The 17,751-nt window shown below is 71.2% G+C and carries 24 protein-coding genes; 6 read left to right on the top strand and 18 right to left on the bottom strand.

Going from position 1 to position 17,751, the window contains the following annotated elements:
* Position 1: 1 nt before the first annotated feature.
* From KO353_RS05935 to tsaE, 3 genes are read right to left on the bottom strand one after another with little or no spacing between them, the layout of a single operon-like run.
* Positions 2 to 739 (bottom strand): nucleotidyltransferase family protein, encoded by a 738-nt coding sequence (locus tag KO353_RS05935; protein WP_218286796.1) that lies wholly within the window; start codon positions 737 to 739, stop codon positions 2 to 4.
* On the bottom strand, positions 736 to 1,722 hold the full coding sequence (locus tag KO353_RS05940) for an aminoglycoside phosphotransferase family protein (protein WP_218286797.1): 987 nt from the start codon (positions 1,720 to 1,722) through the stop codon (positions 736 to 738). The genes KO353_RS05935 and KO353_RS05940 overlap by 4 nt, the downstream gene beginning before the upstream one ends.
* Positions 1,719 to 2,204 (bottom strand): tRNA (adenosine(37)-N6)-threonylcarbamoyltransferase complex ATPase subunit type 1 TsaE, encoded by a 486-nt coding sequence (gene tsaE, locus KO353_RS05945; RefSeq protein WP_235692042.1) that lies wholly within the window; start codon positions 2,202 to 2,204, stop codon positions 1,719 to 1,721. Before tsaE ends, KO353_RS05940 begins: the two co-directional genes overlap by 4 nt.
* Positions 2,205 to 2,299: 95 nt before the next feature.
* On the opposite strand from tsaE, the gene KO353_RS05950 reads away from it, so the two are divergent.
* Positions 2,300 to 3,319 (top strand): NAD(P)/FAD-dependent oxidoreductase, encoded by a 1,020-nt coding sequence (locus KO353_RS05950; RefSeq protein ID WP_218286798.1) that lies wholly within the window; start codon positions 2,300 to 2,302, stop codon positions 3,317 to 3,319.
* A 131-nt stretch (positions 3,320 to 3,450) separates the two neighbouring features.
* Here the strand turns inward: KO353_RS05950 and KO353_RS05955 are convergent, their stop codons facing one another.
* From KO353_RS05955 to KO353_RS05965, 3 genes are read right to left on the bottom strand one after another with little or no spacing between them, the layout of a single operon-like run.
* Positions 3,451 to 4,437: a transglycosylase SLT domain-containing protein gene (locus KO353_RS05955; protein ID WP_218286799.1), complete on the bottom strand. Its 987-nt coding sequence runs from the start codon at positions 4,435 to 4,437 to the stop codon at positions 3,451 to 3,453.
* The gene (locus tag KO353_RS05960; RefSeq protein WP_218286800.1) at positions 4,434 to 5,138 is read right to left on the bottom strand and encodes a hypothetical protein; all 705 of its coding nucleotides are present in this window, start codon (positions 5,136 to 5,138) and stop codon (positions 4,434 to 4,436) included. The genes KO353_RS05955 and KO353_RS05960 overlap by 4 nt, the downstream gene beginning before the upstream one ends.
* Positions 5,135 to 6,625, bottom strand: coding sequence for a hypothetical protein (locus tag KO353_RS05965; protein ID WP_218286801.1), 1,491 nt, complete (start codon positions 6,623 to 6,625; stop codon positions 5,135 to 5,137). The genes KO353_RS05960 and KO353_RS05965 overlap by 4 nt, the downstream gene beginning before the upstream one ends.
* A gap of 144 nt (positions 6,626 to 6,769) precedes the next feature.
* Between KO353_RS05965 and KO353_RS05970 the strand changes: the two genes are divergently transcribed.
* Genes KO353_RS05970 through KO353_RS05985 form a run of 4 tightly spaced genes read left to right on the top strand, consistent with a single transcriptional unit; the run spans position 6,770 to position 9,213 of the window.
* Complete coding sequence (locus tag KO353_RS05970) at positions 6,770 to 7,312, top strand: thiamine pyrophosphate-binding protein (RefSeq protein ID WP_218286802.1); 543 nt, start codon at positions 6,770 to 6,772, stop codon at positions 7,310 to 7,312.
* Positions 7,309 to 7,896: a thiamine pyrophosphate-dependent enzyme gene (locus KO353_RS05975; protein WP_218286803.1), complete on the top strand. Its 588-nt coding sequence runs from the start codon at positions 7,309 to 7,311 to the stop codon at positions 7,894 to 7,896. Before KO353_RS05970 ends, KO353_RS05975 begins: the two co-directional genes overlap by 4 nt.
* 40 nt (positions 7,897 to 7,936) lie before the next feature.
* Positions 7,937 to 8,332: a carboxymuconolactone decarboxylase family protein gene (locus KO353_RS05980; protein WP_218286804.1), complete on the top strand. Its 396-nt coding sequence runs from the start codon at positions 7,937 to 7,939 to the stop codon at positions 8,330 to 8,332.
* A gap of 5 nt (positions 8,333 to 8,337) precedes the next feature.
* Positions 8,338 to 9,213 (top strand): NAD(P)-dependent oxidoreductase, encoded by an 876-nt coding sequence (locus tag KO353_RS05985; RefSeq protein WP_218286805.1) that lies wholly within the window; start codon positions 8,338 to 8,340, stop codon positions 9,211 to 9,213.
* Positions 9,214 to 9,302: 89 nt separating this feature from the next.
* On the opposite strand, the gene KO353_RS16330 is transcribed toward KO353_RS05985, so the two are convergent.
* The 11 genes from KO353_RS16330 to KO353_RS06035 all read right to left on the bottom strand — a co-directional run bounded on the left by KO353_RS16330 (position 9,303) and on the right by KO353_RS06035 (position 16,145).
* On the bottom strand, positions 9,303 to 9,686 hold the full coding sequence (locus tag KO353_RS16330; RefSeq protein ID WP_235692043.1) for a TOBE domain-containing protein: 384 nt from the start codon (positions 9,684 to 9,686) through the stop codon (positions 9,303 to 9,305).
* A gap of 57 nt (positions 9,687 to 9,743) precedes the next feature.
* Positions 9,744 to 10,397: an ABC transporter ATP-binding protein gene (locus KO353_RS16335; RefSeq protein ID WP_235692044.1), complete on the bottom strand. Its 654-nt coding sequence runs from the start codon at positions 10,395 to 10,397 to the stop codon at positions 9,744 to 9,746.
* Between the two features lie 5 nt (positions 10,398 to 10,402).
* Positions 10,403 to 11,290, bottom strand: a complete 888-nt coding sequence (locus tag KO353_RS05995; RefSeq protein WP_218286806.1) for a carbohydrate ABC transporter permease — start codon at positions 11,288 to 11,290, stop codon at positions 10,403 to 10,405.
* Positions 11,287 to 11,538 (bottom strand): hypothetical protein, encoded by a 252-nt coding sequence (locus tag KO353_RS06000; RefSeq protein ID WP_218286807.1) that lies wholly within the window; start codon positions 11,536 to 11,538, stop codon positions 11,287 to 11,289. The genes KO353_RS05995 and KO353_RS06000 overlap by 4 nt, the downstream gene beginning before the upstream one ends.
* On the bottom strand, positions 11,469 to 12,233 hold the full coding sequence (locus KO353_RS06005; RefSeq protein WP_218286808.1) for a carbohydrate ABC transporter permease: 765 nt from the start codon (positions 12,231 to 12,233) through the stop codon (positions 11,469 to 11,471). The genes KO353_RS06000 and KO353_RS06005 overlap by 70 nt, the downstream gene beginning before the upstream one ends.
* Position 12,234: 1 nt before the next feature.
* Positions 12,235 to 12,570 carry a hypothetical protein gene (locus tag KO353_RS06010; RefSeq protein WP_218286809.1) on the bottom strand — a complete coding sequence of 112 codons (336 nt, stop codon included), beginning with the start codon at positions 12,568 to 12,570 and terminating at the stop codon, positions 12,235 to 12,237.
* A gap of 21 nt (positions 12,571 to 12,591) precedes the next feature.
* Entirely contained in the window at positions 12,592 to 13,371 is a 780-nt protein-coding gene (locus KO353_RS06015; RefSeq protein WP_218286810.1) for an ABC transporter substrate-binding protein, read from the bottom strand.
* Between the two features lie 6 nt (positions 13,372 to 13,377).
* Positions 13,378 to 13,596 (bottom strand): hypothetical protein, encoded by a 219-nt coding sequence (locus KO353_RS06020; protein WP_218286811.1) that lies wholly within the window; start codon positions 13,594 to 13,596, stop codon positions 13,378 to 13,380.
* An 86-nt stretch (positions 13,597 to 13,682) separates the two neighbouring features.
* Entirely contained in the window at positions 13,683 to 14,762 is a 1,080-nt protein-coding gene (locus KO353_RS06025; RefSeq protein WP_218286812.1) for a glycosyltransferase family 4 protein, read from the bottom strand.
* Positions 14,763 to 14,813: 51 nt separating this feature from the next.
* Positions 14,814 to 15,371 (bottom strand): 16S rRNA (guanine(966)-N(2))-methyltransferase RsmD, encoded by a 558-nt coding sequence (rsmD, locus tag KO353_RS06030; protein WP_218286813.1) that lies wholly within the window; start codon positions 15,369 to 15,371, stop codon positions 14,814 to 14,816.
* Positions 15,372 to 15,377: 6 nt separating this feature from the next.
* A complete protein-coding gene (locus tag KO353_RS06035; RefSeq protein ID WP_218286814.1) occupies positions 15,378 to 16,145 on the bottom strand; it encodes a pseudouridine synthase in 768 nt (255 codons plus the stop codon).
* A 65-nt stretch (positions 16,146 to 16,210) separates the two neighbouring features.
* Between KO353_RS06035 and KO353_RS06040 the strand changes: the two genes are divergently transcribed.
* Positions 16,211 to 16,642 (top strand): nucleoside deaminase, encoded by a 432-nt coding sequence (locus KO353_RS06040; RefSeq protein WP_218287276.1) that lies wholly within the window; start codon positions 16,211 to 16,213, stop codon positions 16,640 to 16,642.
* A 96-nt stretch (positions 16,643 to 16,738) separates the two neighbouring features.
* Here the strand turns inward: KO353_RS06040 and KO353_RS06045 are convergent, their stop codons facing one another.
* A complete protein-coding gene (locus KO353_RS06045; RefSeq protein WP_218286815.1) occupies positions 16,739 to 17,716 on the bottom strand; it encodes a tripartite tricarboxylate transporter substrate binding protein in 978 nt (325 codons plus the stop codon).
* Between the last annotated feature and the right edge of the window lie 35 nt (positions 17,717 to 17,751).

Here is a 17,751-nt window from a genome sequence, read left to right on the forward strand (position 1 = left end):
TTCAGCGAGCCATGGCGAGGGTGGAGGTGCGGCCGCTCAAGAGGCGCTCCGCCTCGGCCAGATCTTCCGGCGTCGAGAGGTGCAGCCAAATCCCGTCATGCACCACCGCGGTGAGCCTTCCCGCTTCGATCGCACGGTCCCACAAGAGGTTGGTGCTGAACGGGCCTTCCGGCGCGCCAGCGAACAGGGATGGTGCCGCAAGCTGCACCCCGGCGAAGAGATAGGGAACGATCTCGCGCTCGCGCGGCCGGCGCACACGCCCGAGCGGGTCGACGGCGAAGTCACCCCTCCCCGTATAGGCCGGAACCTGCGCGGCGCGGTGGACGAGCAGCACGGCATCGCACGCCTCCGGGTCGAAGGCGGCGGCGAGGCGGGCGAGAGCGGGCGTCACGCCGTCGAGCCAGAACGCATCTCCGTTGACGACGTAGAACGGCTCGGGTCCGAGATGAGGCAGGGCGCGCACGACCGCCCCGCCGGTCTCGAGAAGCGTCTCCTCGTGGCTCTCGATGATGGCCGGGCGGATGCGGGCGGCAAGAGCGGCGCGCACGCGCTCGGCCTGCCAGTGGGTGTTGACGACGACCGTCTCGACGCCGGCGGCGTCGAGATGGTCGAGAGCGCGGTCGAGCAGGCTCCTTCCGGCGACCTCGAGCAGCGGCTTGGCGGTCGCATCCGTCAGCGGGCGCATCCGGGTTCCGAGCCCTGCGGCCAGGACCATGCCGCGCCTCGGCATCGCGATCATGCCGCCCTCGCCTCCGGTGCACGGCGGAGTGCCGGCGGGATGTACGCGTCGAACCAGGCGGCGAGCGGGGCGCAAGCCGGATGGGCGAGAGCGGCCGCGAGCAGCGCCCAGGTGCGCGGCGCGTGGGCGAGATAGCGGCTCTTGCCGTCGCGACGCTCGAGCCGGGTCCAGAGGGCGGCCACGCGGGTGTGGCGGACGGCAGCGTGGGCGGCGAAGGCGGCATCGAAACGATCGATGTCGCCGAGGCCGGTCGCGGCGGCGTAGCGGGCGCGCATCGACGCGCGCAGCGACGGCGCGAGGTCCCGCCGCGCATCCTCGAGCAGGCTCGCAAGATCGTAGGCCGGGTGGCCGGCGGCGGCGTCCTGGAAATCGAGGAGGCCGCACGCCGCCTCCCCGCGCCGCCCCTCGAGGCGGAGCAGATTGTCGACATGGAAGTCACGCAAGGCGAGAACGGGCGGGTCGGACGCGAAGGGCGCGAGCGTGGCAACGACGGCCTGCCGGAAAGAGTCGTGAACAGATCGATCCGGCACCGTTCCGAACATCGCGGGCCACCACCACGCGAGCAGCGTCGCGGACGCGGCCTCCGCCATCGCCGGCGCATCCCACGCAGGTGCCCAAGCGGGGGGCGGGACGCGATGCAGAACCGCGAGCGCATCGACCGCAAGCGCGTAAAGCGCCGCCTCGTCCTCTCCGGCGGCGAGCAGGCGGCTGAAGGTGTCCTCGCCGAGGTCCTCCACGAGCGCAAGGCCCGACACCGGATCGGCGGCGTAGACCTCGGGCGCGGACAGCCCGAGCGCGCGCAGGTGGCGGGACACCCGCACGAAGGGGGCGATCGAGTCCGCGTCCTGCGGGCAGACCATGAGCAGAGCCGGACGCGGCCCGCCCGAGAGCCGCTCGTAGCGCCGGGCGGAGGCATCGCCCGGCAGGGGGGTGCGTCGTGCGTCGGCGTAGCCATGCGCGGCGAGGAACGCCCCGATGCTCATTCGCACAGCCCCAAAAGCCGGTCACCCCAGCCCGAGAGCGTGACCTCGCGCGCCCCGGGGGCACCGCGGACGGGAGAGAGCCGGATCGCGAGTGCGTCCTCCGGCGTGCGCGTGCCGAGACGCTCGGGCCACTCCACAAGCACGATCCCTCCTCGCGCCTCGTCCCAGCCGAGCTCGGCAAGCTCCGCCTCTGCGCCGAGGCGCCAAAGGTCGTAGTGCCAGGCGGTGGCGCCGCCGGGGAGCGGATAGGTCTGCACGAGCGTGAACGAAGGGCTCGGGACGACAAGCGAGGGATCGCCGGTCGCGGCACGGAGGAAGGCGCGCGCGAGCGCCGTCTTGCCTGCGCCATAGGGGCCGGCGAGCAGGATCGCATCTCCCGGCCGCGCCCGCGCGGCGAGGAAGGCGCCAAGACGCTCCGTCTCCCTCTCGTCGGCGAGGGTGAGCGTCACCGTGCCGTGCTTCGCCATCAGGCTGGTCGTCATGCCGCTTCTCCGCGCGCCGCAGTGTGCCATGCGGCGTCGGCTTGCGCGACCGGGGGGGGTGCGTATCTATGCCGCGGCCGCTTCAGGAGACGGCGATGTCCGGGACGATCGAGACCGACGTGTGCATCATCGGCGCGGGCCCTGTGGGCCTGTTCGCCGTGTTCGAGTGCGGGATGCTGAAGATGCGCTCGGTCGTGGTCGACGCCCTCGATGCGATCGGCGGCCAGTGCATCGCCCTCTATCCCGAGAAGCCGATCTACGACATTCCCGCGCACCCCGCCATCTCGGCGGCGTCGCTGATCGAGCGGCTGATCGCCCAGGCCGCCCCGTTCCGGCCCGACTATCGCCTCGGCCGGCGCGTCGAGACGCTCGCGCGCGAGGCCGACGGCAGGCTTCGGCTCGGCACGAGCGCGGGCGACGTGATCCTCGCGCGCGCGGTGATCATCGCCGCCGGCGCCGGGGCCTTCGGGCCCAATCGCCCGCCGCTTGCGGGAATCGAGGCCTTCGAGGGACGAAGCGTGTTCTACGCCGTGCAGCGGCGCGAGGATTTCCGCGGCAAGCGCGTGGTGATCGCAGGGGGGGGCGACTCGGCGGTCGACTGGGCGGTGAGCCTTGCCGAGGTCGCGGCCTCAGTCGCCGTGGTGCACAGGCGGCCGAAATTCCGTGCCGCCCCCGAGACGGTCTCGCGGATGGAGGCGCTCGCCCAAGCCGGCAGGATCGAGATCGTCGTGCCCTATCAGCTCGCGGCGCTGCACGGAGAGGGCGGCGTGCTAGAGGCGGTTGAGGTCGCAACACTCAAGGGCGAGACGCGTCGTCTTCCGGCCGATGTGCTCCTGCCCTTCTTCGGCCTGTCGATGGAGCTCGGGCCGATCGCGACATGGGGCCTCGGCATCGACCGCAACCACATCGTGGTCGAGCCCTCGACCTGCGCGACCGGCGTGCCGGGCGTGTTCGCGATCGGCGACGTCGCGACCTACCCGGGCAAGCTCAAGCTGATCCTCCAGGGCTTCTCCGAAGCGGCAATGGCGGCGCACGCGATCTACCCGATCGTCCACCCCGACGTGGCGCTGCACTTTGAGTATTCGACGACGAAGGGGATCCCGGCAGCGGCCTGACGGGGCGCGGGGACGCGCGTCTGTCTCCCGGGCGTGCTCGGGCCGCGCGACCCGAGGTGGCGCGGGTACAACAGGGCGGCGCCCGGGCCGCTCGCGTCAGGCCTCTTCGCGTCCGCCGTCGCGGCGGCGCCTCAGAGCAGGGCGGCGAAACAGGGCGTTGTGGGGCGGGGCGCGTCCTCCTTCAGCACCGCCACCGCATCCCCGAACCAGGCGACGAAGCGATCCGCATGCCTGCCGGTGCCGATCGGGTACTGGCGGAGCTTCCACGGGTTCGCCTCCCCCGCCTGCGGGTAGAGGCCGCCTGCGTTGTAGGCGCAGGCGACGAGCGGCGGGTCGAAATTCGTCAGCCGCGCTTGGCGTCGAAGATAGACGGTTCCGGCGCGAAGCGAGGTCTCGGGGTCAAGCAGCGCGGCGCGATCGAGCCCGGGCTCGGCGAGGGTCTCGCGCGCGGTGCTGATCAGCGTCTGCATCAGCCCGGCGGAGACACGGTGCGGCGTGGCGGAGTCGGACACGAAGCCCGGTTCCTCGCGCACCGCGCGCGGGTCGCCGCCGCTTTCGGTGGCGATCGTGGCGAGGATCAGCTCGGCCGGAACGCCGTAGGCGGCGGCGCATTTCTCGATCGGGGCCCGGAACGTCCGCCAGATCCGGCGAATGGTCTCCGGCTCGCCGCGCGTGCGCCGCGGCGCCTGCTCGCCGCCGACGACGACTCCCCCCTGCGCGAGCCTCCAGCTCTGCCCTCCCGTCGCCTGCTGCGGGGCGCCATGCGGCACGGACAGCCGCGCGACATAGGGGCGGATCAGCGCCCGCCAGTCGCCGCCCTCGGCGCGCGCGGGCGGCGGCACGGCGAGGCCGGGTGCTGGCTCGGCCGAGGCGGCAGTGGGGAAGAGGGCGCTCCAGGTGTCACGCCCAACGATCCCGTCCACCGCGATCGCCGGATTGCGGGCGCGCAAACGCCTCTGGAACGCGACGACGGCATCATGCGTTGCGGGGCCGAAGATGCCATCCGCCGTTCCGGAGAGAGCCCCGTCGCGGATCAGCGCCCGCTGCACCGCGCGCACGTCCTCGCCGCGCATCAGCGGGAAGCGCCAGGCGAGCTCGCGCGAGAGCGCAGCGGTCACGGCGTGCAGCCCGGGATGGTGGCGCGCCGCGCCGCCGCATCGGCCGCAAGGCGGAGGAGAAGCGCGCGCTCCTCGACCTCGGGGTTGGCGGCAAGGCCGGCTGCGGCGAGCCGGGCGGCCTCGCGCGCGCGCTCGCACCGCACCGAATCCGCCCCCGCTCCGGGCCGAGCCAGGTAGAGCGCGGCGGAGCCGCCGATCGCGGCGCGGCGCGCGGGCGGCAGGCCGGCCGAGAGGGAGAGCGACTCGCGCGCAAGCGGCACTCCGGCCATGACCGTCTCAAGCTCGGCGCGGCAATAGGCGGCCTGGGCGCGGCCTTGTCGCAAAGCGAGCACCTGGGCCTCGGTGAACCGCCCGGCTGGCGAGCCCATGGCGGCGGCGAACGCGGCGTGCGCGCAGGCGAGCTCGGCGCGCGCCTCCGCCGTCGCGGCCGGGCAGGCGGCGCCGGGCGCGCGCCGTGCCATCGCGAGCGCGAGGCAGGACTCGGCGCGGATCGCCATGAGCCTCGCACAGGCCTCGGTCCCGGCGTGCTGGCACGTCTCAACGACCTCTTCATCGGCGATCGCGCGCAGATCCCCGCGCGCGCGCGCCTGTTGGAACCGCTCGAGCTGCGCAACGTCGGGGTCGAGCAGGCGGCCCACCTGCTGGCAGGCGGCAAGCAGAACCGCAAGAAGCGCGAGGAGGGTGAGAACGGGCCGGGTCATGCGAGCGTTCCTTTCGCCTGAACGTTTCCGAGATCGGCGACCAGCCGGGCGGGATCGACATGCTTCTCGCGCAGATGCCCGACCATCAGAACGAGCGCCTCGAGAGCCGCCCTCTCGTCCTCGGCCGCGCCCTCGCGCACGGCCTGGTCGAGCGCCGCGTTCACCTCGTCCTCGGTCGGGGGGGGCGCGCCGATCGTTCCGGCCACGGCGGCAATCGTCTCCGGCTTGATATCGTTTGCCGCCTGCTCGGCGAGGAGGGCACGGCGGAACTCGTCGAGACCCGCCTCGAGCTCCTCGCGGCTTGCGAACAGCGACGCCTCGCCGCCGTAGAGCGACCAGAGCCGCTCCGTCGCATCGTCGCGGGCCACCGCGTCGACGAGGGTCGCGAAGAAGCCTCCCTCGCGCTTGCGGGCGGCGAAGACGCGGGAGAAGATCGCGCAGCGTTCCATGCGGATTTCGGCCGAGGTCGGCGTGACGACGCCGAAATCGATGAGCTGCGGCTCGTAGGGAGCGGCGAGGATACGGGCACGCCAGCGCCGGTACTCGGCCGAGCCGAGCTGCCAGCCGAGGCCGAGCACGAGGGCGACGCTGGCAACCGGGCCGAGCCCGCCGATCGCGGGCAGGGCGCCGGCCGCCTTGCCGAGGAGCCCCCCGAGCGGGGAGCCGACGACCAGCGCCCGGCCGGCCTCGAGAACCGAGGCGACGGCGCGCTCGGTGACCTCGCCACGGGCAAGCGCCCGCGCCCCTTCCGCGGCGCTGCGGGCACGGCGGATCACCTCCTCAGAGCCGGGCGGAATCAGGCCCGGCGGCAGGGCCGGCCCGAGCACCTTGACGAGCACCTCGGCAGCGGCGAGGTGGCGATCGATCAGGCCGAGCCCCTCCGCCAGACGGCTCTCGCGTGTCGCCGCCTCGGCGGCGCCGCCGGCGCTCCGTTCCGCCTCGGCCGCACGCTCCTCCGCCGCTCGAAGCTCCTCGCGCGCGGAGGCGAGCGTTCCGGCCAGCTGGCGCGCCGCCTGGCCCTCCGCCCCGCCGGCGCGCGTGCCGAAATAGAAGGCGAAGACGCTCATCACGATGCCGTTGATGTAGCCGGCGATCGCCGCATCGAGCTTGAGCGCGTTGGCGAACAGGAGGATCGGCAGGCCGACCAGCCCCACGATGAGAGCGAGCAGGGCGCGGATCGTGCCCTCGGGAAGCGCCATCGGCAGCTCGCGCAGGCTCGCGATCCGCTCCGGCGGGATCCCTGGATCGCGCAGGAGCGCGAAGAACCGGTTGGCGAGCCACCACAGGAATACCCCGATCGCGGCACCGACGAGGAACACGAGCAGGGCGGCGAGATTGGCGCCCCCTTCGCCTCGGTCGAGCAGGGCGGCAAGGGCGGCAAGCCCAGGCAGATCGAGGAGCTGCGCCCCCTTGACCACGAGGATGACGGACGCGCCGACGAGGAGGATCTGGGCGGGGAGCCTGAGCGAGGCGGCGAGTGCGGTCACGCGAGGACCCGGACGGCATGTTGTCGTGGACGGGACCCCTCCCCTGCGCAGGACTATAGTCCTATAGACTGCCTGGCGCAAGGCAGACCCGGTTGGCAGGCGCGTGCGTCGGCGCCAAGGTGCGCGCCCGGGGAGGAGAAGGCGATGAGCGACGCGACCGCACCGGCCGATACGTCAACTGCTGCGTGGAAGGACGCTGTGTTCGCCGCCCTCAAGGGCACCGGCGTGACAATAGTGAATTACGTGCCCGATGCCGGGCACGCGCGGCTGATCAGCCTCGCCGAGGCCGACCCCGAGATCACCACGGTGGTGCTGACCACCGAGGAGGAGGGAGTGGCGGCCTCTGCCGGTGCGTGGCTCGGCGGGGCGCGCGCCGTGCTCCTGATGCAGTCCTCGGGCGTCGGCAACTGCATCAACATGCTCTCGCTGGTCGAGGCCTGCCGCTTCCCGATGCTGATGCTCGTGACGATGCGCGGCGAGTGGGCCGAGTTCAACCCGTGGCAGGTGCCGATGAGCCGCGCAACCGAGACGGTGCTCGCCGCGATGGGGGTTCGCGTGGTTCGCGTCGAGCGGGCGGAGGAGGCGGCGGAGGTCGTCTCGGCTGCGGCCGACCTCGCCTATGGCTCGGAGCAGGCGGTGGCGGTGCTCTTTGCGCAAAGGTTGATCGGACGGAAGGTGTGGAAATGAGCGCGACCGTGATGCAGCGCCGCCCGGCCGTGCGCGCCCTGCTCGCCGACCGGCCGGCGGATCTCCTCGTGATCGCCGGCCTCGGCACGCCTGCCTATGACCTGTTCGATGCCGGCGACCATGACGGCAATTTCTACCTCTGGGGGGCGATGGGCGGGGCGGCGATGGTCGGGCTCGGGCTCGCGCTCGCGCGCCCCGCGAACCCCGTGCTCGTTCTCACGGGCGACGGCGAGGCGCTGATGGGCCTTGGCGCTCTCGCCACGATCGGGGCGCGGAAGCCGTCGAACCTCTCCATCGCCGTGCTCGACAACGGCCATTTCGGGGAGACGGGCATGCAGAGGAGCCACACAAGCCTCGGCACCGACCTCACCGCGGTCGCCGCTGCCTGCGGCTTCGCCTGGACCGCGACGGCGGCGACAGTCGAGGAGGCCCGCGCGCTTGCGCCGCGGCTCGCCGACCGTTCCGGCCCCGCGCTGATACGCCTCGTCGTCGGCGCCGAGCCCCTGCCGAAGACGCTTCCCCCCCGCGACGGGGCCTATCTGAAGACGCGCTTCCGCGCCAACTTGGGCCTCGCGCCGGCCTGAAGCCGACACCCTCATCCACTCACCAACCGGGAGACCCCGCATGCCGCAGGATCCGTTCTTCAACCAGACGCTATTCGACAAGGGCCTCGAGGTCCGCAAGGAGGTGCTCGGCAAGGACTATGTCGAGAGCTCGCTCGCCAAGGCGGACGATTTCATGCAGGCGTTCCAGGAGTTCACCACCCAGTATTGCTGGGGGATCATCTGGAACCGCCCGGGGCTGGATCGGCGCACGCGCAGCTTCCTCAACCTCGCGATGCTGATCGCGCTCAACCGCCCGAACGAGCTTAAGCTGCACATCGGCGGCGCGCTGAACAACGGCATCACCAAGGAGGAGATCAAGGAGGTGTGCCTGCAGGCCTTCATCTATTGCGGCGTGCCGGCGAGCCTCGACGCATTCAAGGTGGCGCAACAGGTCTTCGCCGAGCGCGGCATCTGACGGCGATGGCGCCGCGGATCGCCCCGCCCGCCGCGGTGGCATTCGTCGGCCTCGGCACGATGGGGGCGCCGATGGCGGGCCACCTTGCCACGAAGGGATATGCCGTCCGCGGCTGGGACATTTCGGAGGCGGCACGCGCCGCCTCCCCCGTCCCCGTCGCGACGTCGGCGGGTGCGGCCCTCTCGGGTGCTGAAGCGATCATCACCATGCTGCCGCACGGGAACGCCGTGCGCGAAGCACTTCTCGAGGGCGATGCGCTGGCGGACGCCGCCCCCGGGGCGCTCGTCATCGACATGTCGTCCTCCGATCCGCTCGGAACCCGCGCGCTCGGTGAGGCGCTCGCGTCCCGCGGCCTCGCTGTCATCGATGCCCCCGTCTCGGGCGGCGTGCGGAAGGCGCGCGAGGCGAGCCTCGCGATCATGGCCGGCGGGGAACCGGGGGAGATCGACCGGGCGATGCCGCTCCTCGAGGCGATGGGGGCATCGGTGTTCCGCTGCGGCGCGCTCGGCGCGGGGCATGCCATGAAGGCGCTGAACAACTACGTCTCCGCAGCAGGCCTCGTCGCCGCCGTCGAGGCGCTCGCGATCGGCCGACGCTTCGGCCTCGACCCCGAAACGATGGTCGACGTGCTCAACGCCTCGACGGGCCGGAACAACTCGACCGAGAACAAGCTCAAGCAGCAGGTGATCCCGCGCAGCTTCGCGGCCGGCTTCGCGATCGGGCTGATGGCTAAGGACGTCGCCGCGGCCGCGCGCCTCGCCGACGGCCTCGGTGTCGAGGCGCCGCTCGCACAGGCGATGGCCGAGCGCTGGGCGGAGGCGGCGCACAGGCTCGGCCCCGGGGCCGACCACACAGCGATCGCGCGCCTCGTCGACCCCTAGAGCGGTTTCCAGATGAGTGGAAACCGCTCTGGCCTTGTCTTGCGAGCATCTTCACGCATACGGCTGTTTCCAGCCGTATGCGATCTGCTCTAGGCCGCCCGGGGCAGCGCGCGCCCCGTTGCGGGGTCGAACAGATGGAGCCGCGCCGGATCGAACGCCACCGCCGCCGGCGTGTCGATCGCGGCCCTGACCTCGGCCCTGACCTCCGCCGTGATGCGGAGCTTCGGCGCCACCTCCACCTCGACGAGGCGCTCGCTGCCGATCAGCTCCACCATCCACACTGTTCCCGGCACGGCGTCGGCGTCGTCGGGCGCGGCGAGACGGACATCCTGCGTGCGGATGCCGAGCACGAGCCGCCGCCCCTCGTCTGCCCGCGCGAGGCGGAAGGCCGGCGGCGCAGGGATCGCGCGGCCAGCGAGCATCAGCACGGGCGTGCCGTCCCGCCCGGCCAGCGTCACCTCGCAGAAGTTCATCGGCGGCGAGCCGATGAAGCCCGCGACGAACAGGTTCGCCGGGCGGTGGTAGACCTCCTACGGTCTGGCGAACTGCTGCACGACGCCCTCGTTCATGACCGCGACGAGGTCGGACATCGTCATCGCCTCGAGCTGGTCATGCGTGATGTAGATCGAGGTCGTCTCGAGATCGAGATGGAAGCGCTTGAGCTCGCCGCGCATCGTGGCGCGGAGCTTGGCGTCGAGGTTCGAGAGCGGCTCGTCCATCAGGAAGATGTCGGGCTTGCGCACCATCGCGCGGCCGAGCGCGACGCGCTGGCGCTGCCCTCCCGACAGGGCGCGCGGCTTCCGCGCGAGCAGATGGGCGATCTCGAGCACCTTCGCAGCAAGGCCGACCCTCTCCGCCCGCTCCCGCTTCGGAACGCCGCGAACCTTGAGGCCGTAGCCGATGTTCGCCGCCACATCCATCGTCGGATAGAGGGCGTAGGACTGGAACACCATCGCAATGTTGCGCTCGCCCGGGGGGAGATGGTCGACCCGCTCGCCGCCGAACAGGATCGCCCCGCCGCTCGCCCGCTCGAGCCCGGCGATCAGGCGCAGAAGCGTCGTCTTGCCGCAGCCCGAGGGGCCGAGCAGCGTCACGAACTTCCGCTCCGGGAAGGTGAGGTCGAGCGCCTTCAGCACCACGTTGGCGCAGAAGGACTTCGAGAGCCTCTCGAGCCTGACTTCCACCGACCTCAGCCCTTTACCGCGCCGGCGCCGAAGCCGGCGACGAGGTGACGCTGTAGGAGGGCGAACAGGATCGCCATCGGAACCGTCATCAGCACCGAGGAGGCCATCATCAGGCCCAAGTCGACATGCGTTCCGTCGAAGAAGTGCATCACCCCGACCGTCAGCGGAAGGTTCTCCATCGAGTTCATGAACCCCCGCCCGAACAGGTAGTCGTTCCACGATACGATCAGGGAGAAGATCGCCGCCGCGACGATTCCCGGCCAAGCCGTCGGCAGCACGATCTCGAAGAACACGCGCAGCCGCGAGGCGCCATCGACCAGCGCCGCCTCCTCGATCTCGACCGGAACCCCGCGGAAGAAGGCCCACATCAGCCACATGCAGAAGGGAAGGGTGATGCAGACATAGCCGAGCACGAGCGACAGGAGCGTGTCGGTTAGCCGGAGCTCCACCATCACAAGGAACATCGGGAAGACGAAGATGATCGAGGGCACCATGTAGCCGACGAGCGCGAGATAGGGCACCGCCCTCTGGCCGGGGAAGCGGAAGCGCGTGAGCGAGTAGGCGGCGAGGGTCGAGACCACCGTGCTAATCGCGGTGGTGCCGAGCGCGACCACCACCGAGTTGAGGAACCAGTCGAGGAAGAAGGCGGAGGGCGGCATAGCCGTCGCGGTCGCGCCGCCGGCCTGGAAATAGGCGTCCTTGCCGGCGAACAGGGCGCGGTCGTTCTCGAGGGTCCAGGCCTCGGGCAGGAGTGTGGGCGGCCAGGCGAAGATCTCGTCCTTCGGCTTCACCGAGGTGAAGAACGCCCACAAGAGCGGGAAGCAGACGACGAAGGTGACGGCGAGGAGCAGACCGTAGAGCAGGGCCCGGCCGAGGAGGGCGCGCGTCGTCACGCGGGCTTCTCCTCCGCCCCGAAGCCCGAGACGCGCACGTCGACGATGCTTCCCGCGAGCAGGAGCACGATCATCCCGACGCCGGTCGCTGCGGCCACGCCGAGGCGGAGGTTCGCCATGCCCTGCTCGAAGGCGTAGACGGCGAGGTTGACCGTGCTCGTCCCGGGCCCGCCGCGGGTCAGCAGGTAGATCTCCTCGAACGTGTTGAAGGTCCAGATCGTTCGGAACACGACGACGACGACGAGCACCTCTTGAGCAGCGGCAGTGTGATGTCGAGGAACCGCCGCAGCGCCCTCGCGCCATCCACCTTCGCCGCATCGTCGAGCTCGGTCGGGATCGTCTGCAGCCGCGCGAGCACGCAGATGATGACGAACGGCGTGTACGTCCACACGTTGAGGAGGATCGCCGAGGCCATCGCCATCGCCGGCGTCGAGAGCCAGGCGATGTTCTCCTCGATCACCCCGGCCTGCAGCAGCACGTGGTTGATGATCCCGATCTCGCGGTTGAAGATCCAACGCCAGTTCAGTGCGATCACCACCGTCGGCACGATGTAGGGGAACAGCAGGAGCCCGCGGAACACGGCGATCGCCGGGAGTTGCGTGTGCAAGAGAAGCGCGAGGCCGACGCCGAAGCCGGTCTGCAGGACGATCGACCAGCCGGTCCAGATCAGGGCCTGGGAGAAGCTCTCCCAGAACAGCGGGTCGGCGAAGATGGCCTCGAAGTTGCGCAGGCCAGCGAAGCGCACGTCGTCCGGCCGCAGCGGGTTATAGGCGAGGAAGGCCATCCGTATGGCCTCCACCACCGGCCAGATCATGAAGGCGCCGGCGGTGAGGATGAACGGCAGCATGAAGAGCAGGCCGACCTTCGTGTCGGAGAGGCGCAGGCCGGCGGCACGGCGGGCGCGGCGCGGGCTGCCGCGTGCGGTCGCGGCCCGCGCCGCCATCTCAGCCGACGAGCAGGCGCGCGTTGTCGGAGCGGATCGCCTCGAACTGGCGCTGCCCCCACTCCGCCGCCTGGCGCGGCGTCGCGTTGTTCAGAAGCATCCGCTGCACGGCCTGCGCCCAGACGCTTCTCCCGTGCGCGATGCCGGCGAGTGGGTTGACGCCCTTCTTGAGCTCGTAGCCCGTGTTGCACTGGTGCGGCACGCTGTCAACGAAGATCACGTCGAGGGACCGCTTCTTCGACTGGTAGAACGGATGCGCGAGCATCGCCGGCGCGGTCGCGACGTCCTTGAACACGGGGCCGACATTCGGCATCAGGCTCTGGCTGTAGCGGACCATCCACTCGGTGCTGTTGCAGACCTAGGCGACCGCCTCCTTCGTCTCGCGGATGTAGGGGTTGTCGCGGCGCGGGATGGTCCAGCCGTTGATGTCGGTCCAGCTCCGGCGCATCCCGGTGCGCGGATGCGCCGGGTTCAGGTAGTACTCCATCCTGTCGAAAATCGGCTTCGCTTCCTCCGCGGCGCGGCCCATCGTGCGCCCCCAGTAGGCGGACATGCCGGTGCGGCCGGTGACGTGCTGGTCGACCACCTGGAGGAAACTGAACTCGACCGCGCTGCGCGGCATGTAGGAGAACATCCGGCGAATGAAGTCGAACGCTTCGACGGTCGCGTCGGAGGCGAACACAGTGCGGAAATTGGCAGACGGGTCCCACGTCATGCCGCCGGCCTGCCAGATCAGCTGGGTGATGTGGTAGTCGGCGCAGAGATTGCGCCCGAGCGCCATCGTGTAGCCCGCCATCCCGGGTTTCCGCTCCGAGATCGCCCGCGCTGCGTTCGCGAGCCCGTCCCAGGTCCACTGCGCCGGGTTGCCGAGGGCGAGCTCGTCGATAATGTCCTGCTGCACCACGAGCAGGCAGGCCTGGTGGTGCAGAGGCACCGCGAACTGGGTTCCCTTTCCTGCCCCGAATGATGCGAGCGTGAAACCGTCAACCAGCCGCCCCTCGGCATTGATGGCGCGGCAGACGTCATCGACCGGCTCGAGCAGCCCCTCGGCGGCGAGCTGGTAGGCGATCGGGCTTTCGACCGAGATCAGGGCGGGTGGGCGGCGGGCGGCGAGGTTGGTCGTCAGCTTCACCGTCACGCCGTCCTACGGGATCTGCTCGATCTCGATACGGATATTGGCGTTGTTGCGCTGCGCCCACTCGTTCATGCCCTGGACGAACACGCCGCCATAGGGGCCCGGCTCGCCCCACACGCGCGCGACGCGCGGCGCGCCCTGGGCGATCGCGGGCGCGGCGAGCGCGGTTGCCGCGGCGCCGGCGAGCAGGGCGCGGCGGCGAACACCTCGGCGGTTCGCGTGCGTCATCGGACTGTTCTCCCTTGGCTGTTGAACCGGCCCTGTCGTTGCGGGCCGTTACGCAAGGAAGCCTAAGGAAGCGGGATCGTCGCGTGTCAACTCGCAGCCGGACGCGACCAGGCGCCGATGCCTGCGCGCCGCGCCCGCGCGGCGACCCAGAACGCATAGGCCACGAGCACCGCGAGCACGACGGCGTAGAGCGCGAGCTTGCGCGGCGGCGACAGCGCGACGAAGCGGAACGCAACGACTCCCATCGCCGCTGTGAAGCCCCAATGAAGCAGCGTCACGCCCGCGCGCGGGAAGCCCGTGCGGTCCAGCACCTGGTAGAGGTGGCCGCGATGCGCCTCCGTCAGACGCTCGCCGGCGATGGCACGGCGCACGAGCGTGAAGGCGACGTCGAACAGCGGCAGCGCGAGCAGAAGCGGAACGATGAAGAAGCTCACCTGTGTGGCCTCGAACCCCGCGGCGGCGATCGCGAGCACCGCGAGCATGTAGCCGATGAACTGGCTACCGACATCGCCGAGGAAGATCCGCGCCGCGGGAAAGTTGAACGGCAGGAAGCCGAGGCAGCCCGAGCAGAGGAACAGCGAGGCGGCATAGACGAAGGCGCCGCCCTCGATGAGAGCGATCGCGGCAAGGAAGCCGGAGGCGATCGCCGCCATCCCCGCACAGAGGCCGTCGAGACCGTCGATGAAGTTCATCGCGTTCGTCACGAACACGATCCAGAGGAGTGTCAGCGGCACCGCGAGGGGCCCGAGCGGGACCGGGCCGACGAAGGGCAGGAACAGACGCTCGAGCCGAAGCCCGAAGGCGATCGGAAGGGCAGCGGCCGCCACCTGGGCGGCGAGCTTCCAGCCGAAGGGGAAGTCGAGCGCGTCGTCGGCGAGAGACACGGAGGCGATCGCTGCCGCACCCGCGATCACGGCGAGGAAGTAGGGGTCGGCGATCCGGGCGACGCGCCCCTCGAGATAGAGCACGACGAGGCCCGCAAGCGTGGCCACGACGACGCCCAAACCGCCGCCACGCGGTGTCGGCACCGCGTGGGCGGAACGATCGTTCGGCACGTCCATCAGCTTGAGCGCGATCACGAGCCGGACGACGAGAGCTGAGAGAAGCGCGAGCCCGAGCGCGAAAGCGAGATGGCCGGCGAGCGCAGCGGGCGTGATCGGTGGCATGGCCTGGGCTCTCTGCCTCAGGCGAGGGGGTGGGGCAAGGCCGGGGCCCGCTCAGCCGGCGCGCAGGAACAGGACCTGCGCCGCGCCCCAGCGTCGCATGTCAAGCAGGGTCAAGCCGGCAAGATCGGGCAGGGCCTCCCCGCAGCCGAGTTCGGCGACCACGAGCGCTCTAGGAGCGATCCAGCCGGCATCGGCCAGAGCGGCAAGCGCCGGCGAGACAAGCTCCCGCCCATAGGGCGGGTCAAGGAACAGGAGTGTCGCCGGGCGGGCGGCGTGAGGCGGGCGGAGCGCGTCAGCCGCGAGCACCGTCGCGCGCCCTTCTGCGCGGCAGGCCGCGATGTTGGCGCGGAGAGCCGCGAGCGCCGCACGGTCGCGCTCGATGAAGTGTGCCTCCGCCGCACCGCGCGAGAGCGCCTCGAGCCCCATCGCGCCGGTGCCGGCAAAGGCGTCGAGAACGCGCGCCTGCTCCAGCGCTGCGCGTCCGGCGAAGGGGGCGTGGGCGATCACGTCGAAGATCGCCTGGCGGGCACGGTCGGCCGTCGGGCGCGTCGCATCGCCGGGCGGTGCGACAAGGCGTCGGCCGCGCCAGGCGCCGGCGATGATCCGCATCCCGGCTCAGGGCCGCCGCCGCGTCGGCGCCGCTGCGCCGAGCTGCTCGCGGAGCACCCTCGCCGGCACCTCCTCGACGGCACCGCGCGGCAGGAGGCCAAGCTGGAACGGGCCATAGGCGACGCGGATCAGCCGCAGCACCGGCAGCCCGAGATGCTCGAGCACGCGTCGTATCTCGCGGTTCTTGCCCTCGCGCAGCGACACGGTGAGCCAGGACACCTCGTTCTTCACCGCATCGAGCCCGGCCTCGATCGGCCCGTAGCGTATGCCGTCGATCGTGATCCCGTTCGCAAGCGAGGCGAGCACCCCCGGGTCTGGCCGGCCGTGAACACGCACACGGTAGCGACGCACCCAGCCGTTCTTCGGGTGCTCGAGCTGCCGCGCGAGCCCGCCATCGGTGGTGAGCAGGAGGAGCCCCTCCGAGCCCATGTCGAGCCGGCCGACCGAGACCACACGCGGCATCGAGGCCGGCAGCTTCTCGAACACGGTCGGCCGTCCTTGCGGGTCGCGCGCGGTGACGAGAAGGCCGCGCGGCTTGTGGTAGCGCCAAAGCCGGGCACGACCGGGAGGGTCGACCGGGACGCGATCGACCGTGACCGTGTCACCCGGCTCGACCAGCACCGCCGGGTCGGCGAGCCTGCGCCCGTTCACCGCGACGCGCCCCTCGGCGATCAGCCGCTCGGCCTCCCTCCGGCTCGCCACCCCGGCGCGGGAGAGCCACTTGGCAATCCTCTCGCCGCCCGCCCCCTCGCCGACCGTGCCTGCGCGCCGCATCGATTGCCTTTCCTCGCTTGCAATGTGATGTAGCGCGGATGGCGAAAGGCGGCGAGACGAGCCCGATGCGTCGTGCGCTGCTCGAGGCGCAGGCGGCGGCGGCGCGGGGCGAGGTTCCGGTCGGCGCGGTCGTGCTTGGCCCGGACGGGTCGGTGCTCGCCGCCGCCGGGAACCGTGTGCAGGAGCTTGCCGACCCGACGGCGCATGCGGAGATTCTCGCTTTGCGCGCCGCGGCGGCGGCGCGTGGCCAGCCGCGCCTGCCCGATTGCGACCTCGTGGTGACGCTCGAGCCCTGCCCGATGTGCGCCGCGGCGATCTCCCTGTTCCGGATCAGGCGGCTCGTGTTCGGCGCCTATGACCCGAAGGGAGGCGGGGTGGAGCATGGGCCAAGGATCTTCTCCCAGCCGAGCTGCATGCACAGGCCCGAGGTGATCGGCGGCGTTGCGGAGGCAGACGCCGCCGCCCTGCTGCGGTCCTTCTTCGCCGCACGCCGCTGAGAAGCCGCCGACTGAGGCGGCGTTCGGCGCCACGCCCCGCCCGAGAACGCAGCGGCGGCCGATCCTTTGCGGGGCGGTGCGGGCAGGACGCTGCCGCTACAGCCTCAGGCCCAAACGCTGCACCATCGTCTTCTCGTTCTCCGTCAGCTGCGCGGCGAAGGCGGCATACTCGGCGCTCGAGAGATACCAGGGCTGCATGTCGAACCGCTCGAGAATCGAGAGGTGCCCGGGGTCGTCGATCGCGCGGCGGAACGCCTCATCCAGCGTGCGCACCACCGGAGGGTCCATTCCCTTCGGGCCGCCGAAGCCGTACGGAGAGGCAGAGACGATGTCGTAGCCGAGCTCCTTCAGCGTCGGCACGTCGGGGAAGCTCTTCGCCCGCTCCGCCCCCCAGGTAACGAGAAGCCTGAGCTTGCCGTCGCGCACGAGCTGCGCCCAGCCGGAGCTGTCGGCAGAGGCCATCACCGTTCCCGCGAGCAGGGCCGTCTGGTTTTCGGCCACGCCGCGGAAGGGAACGTGCAGGAACTCCACCCCCGCCTTCAGCGCGATCTGCTCCATCGTGATGTGCAGCGTGGAGCCGACGCCGGGCGTGCCGTAGGTCAGCTTGCCGGGATTCGCCTTCGCCCAGGCGATCAGGTCGGGGAAGGTGCGGAAGGGGCTGTCGGCGCGGACGACGACGCCGAACAGATAGCCCGTGATGTGGCTGATGAAGGTGAAGTCGGTCAGCGGGTTCCACTGCGGGGTCGCCTGCATGAACGGGTAGCGGAACACCGTGATCGGCAGTTGCGCGAGCGTGTAGCCGTCAGGCCGCGCCTGGAGCAGGGCGACGGCGCCGAGTGTGCCGCCAGCCCCCGGGCGGTTCTCGACCACCATTGGCTGGCCGAGGATCTTCCCGGCCGCTTCGGCGATCGCGCGCATCTGCAGGTCGGTCGAGCCCCCCGCCGTCCAGGGGCAGATCAGGCGTATCGGCCGGTCGGGGAAGGTCGCGGCGCGGGCGATGGCAGGCGCGCTGAGCGCCGCCGCGGCGGCGAGAAGCGACCGGCGCGAGAGCTGCGCTGTCGGACGATCGGTCATCCCTGTTCCCTCCCAGAGAGCCGCACTTGGCGCGC

The sequence above is a fragment of the Elioraea tepida genome (assembly GCF_019203965.1).
In the GTDB taxonomy this organism is placed as follows: domain Bacteria; phylum Pseudomonadota; class Alphaproteobacteria; order Acetobacterales; family Acetobacteraceae; genus Elioraea_A; species Elioraea_A tepida.

What these genes read in the sequence shown, in the direction of transcription:
- KO353_RS05935 (WP_218286796.1), bottom strand. Translation starts at nt 739, where the DNA reads ATGATCGCGATGCCGAGGCGCGGCATGGTCCTGGCCGCAGGGCTCGGA.
- KO353_RS05940 (WP_218286797.1), bottom strand. Translation starts at nt 1,722, where the DNA reads ATGAGCATCGGGGCGTTCCTCGCCGCGCATGGCTACGCCGACGCACGA.
- tsaE (WP_235692042.1), bottom strand. Translation starts at nt 2,204, where the DNA reads ATGACGACCAGCCTGATGGCGAAGCACGGCACGGTGACGCTCACCCTC.
- KO353_RS05950 (WP_218286798.1), top strand. Translation starts at nt 2,300, where the DNA reads ATGTCCGGGACGATCGAGACCGACGTGTGCATCATCGGCGCGGGCCCT.
- KO353_RS05960 (WP_218286800.1), bottom strand. Translation starts at nt 5,138, where the DNA reads ATGACCCGGCCCGTTCTCACCCTCCTCGCGCTTCTTGCGGTTCTGCTT.
- KO353_RS05970 (WP_218286802.1), top strand. Translation starts at nt 6,770, where the DNA reads ATGAGCGACGCGACCGCACCGGCCGATACGTCAACTGCTGCGTGGAAG.
- KO353_RS05975 (WP_218286803.1), top strand. Translation starts at nt 7,309, where the DNA reads ATGAGCGCGACCGTGATGCAGCGCCGCCCGGCCGTGCGCGCCCTGCTC.
- KO353_RS05980 (WP_218286804.1), top strand. Translation starts at nt 7,937, where the DNA reads ATGCCGCAGGATCCGTTCTTCAACCAGACGCTATTCGACAAGGGCCTC.
- KO353_RS05985 (WP_218286805.1), top strand. Translation starts at nt 8,338, where the DNA reads ATGGCGCCGCGGATCGCCCCGCCCGCCGCGGTGGCATTCGTCGGCCTC.
- KO353_RS16330 (WP_235692043.1), bottom strand. Translation starts at nt 9,686, where the DNA reads ATGAACTTCTGCGAGGTGACGCTGGCCGGGCGGGACGGCACGCCCGTG.
- KO353_RS06005 (WP_218286808.1), bottom strand. Translation starts at nt 12,233, where the DNA reads ATGGCGGCGCGGGCCGCGACCGCACGCGGCAGCCCGCGCCGCGCCCGC.
- KO353_RS06010 (WP_218286809.1), bottom strand. Translation starts at nt 12,570, where the DNA reads ATGGTCCGCTACAGCCAGAGCCTGATGCCGAATGTCGGCCCCGTGTTC.
- KO353_RS06020 (WP_218286811.1), bottom strand. Translation starts at nt 13,596, where the DNA reads ATGACGCACGCGAACCGCCGAGGTGTTCGCCGCCGCGCCCTGCTCGCC.
- KO353_RS06025 (WP_218286812.1), bottom strand. Translation starts at nt 14,762, where the DNA reads ATGCCACCGATCACGCCCGCTGCGCTCGCCGGCCATCTCGCTTTCGCG.
- rsmD (WP_218286813.1), bottom strand. Translation starts at nt 15,371, where the DNA reads ATGCGGATCATCGCCGGCGCCTGGCGCGGCCGACGCCTTGTCGCACCG.
- KO353_RS06035 (WP_218286814.1), bottom strand. Translation starts at nt 16,145, where the DNA reads ATGCGGCGCGCAGGCACGGTCGGCGAGGGGGCGGGCGGCGAGAGGATT.
- KO353_RS06040 (WP_218287276.1), top strand. Translation starts at nt 16,211, where the DNA reads ATGCGTCGTGCGCTGCTCGAGGCGCAGGCGGCGGCGGCGCGGGGCGAG.
- KO353_RS06045 (WP_218286815.1), bottom strand. Translation starts at nt 17,716, where the DNA reads ATGACCGATCGTCCGACAGCGCAGCTCTCGCGCCGGTCGCTTCTCGCC.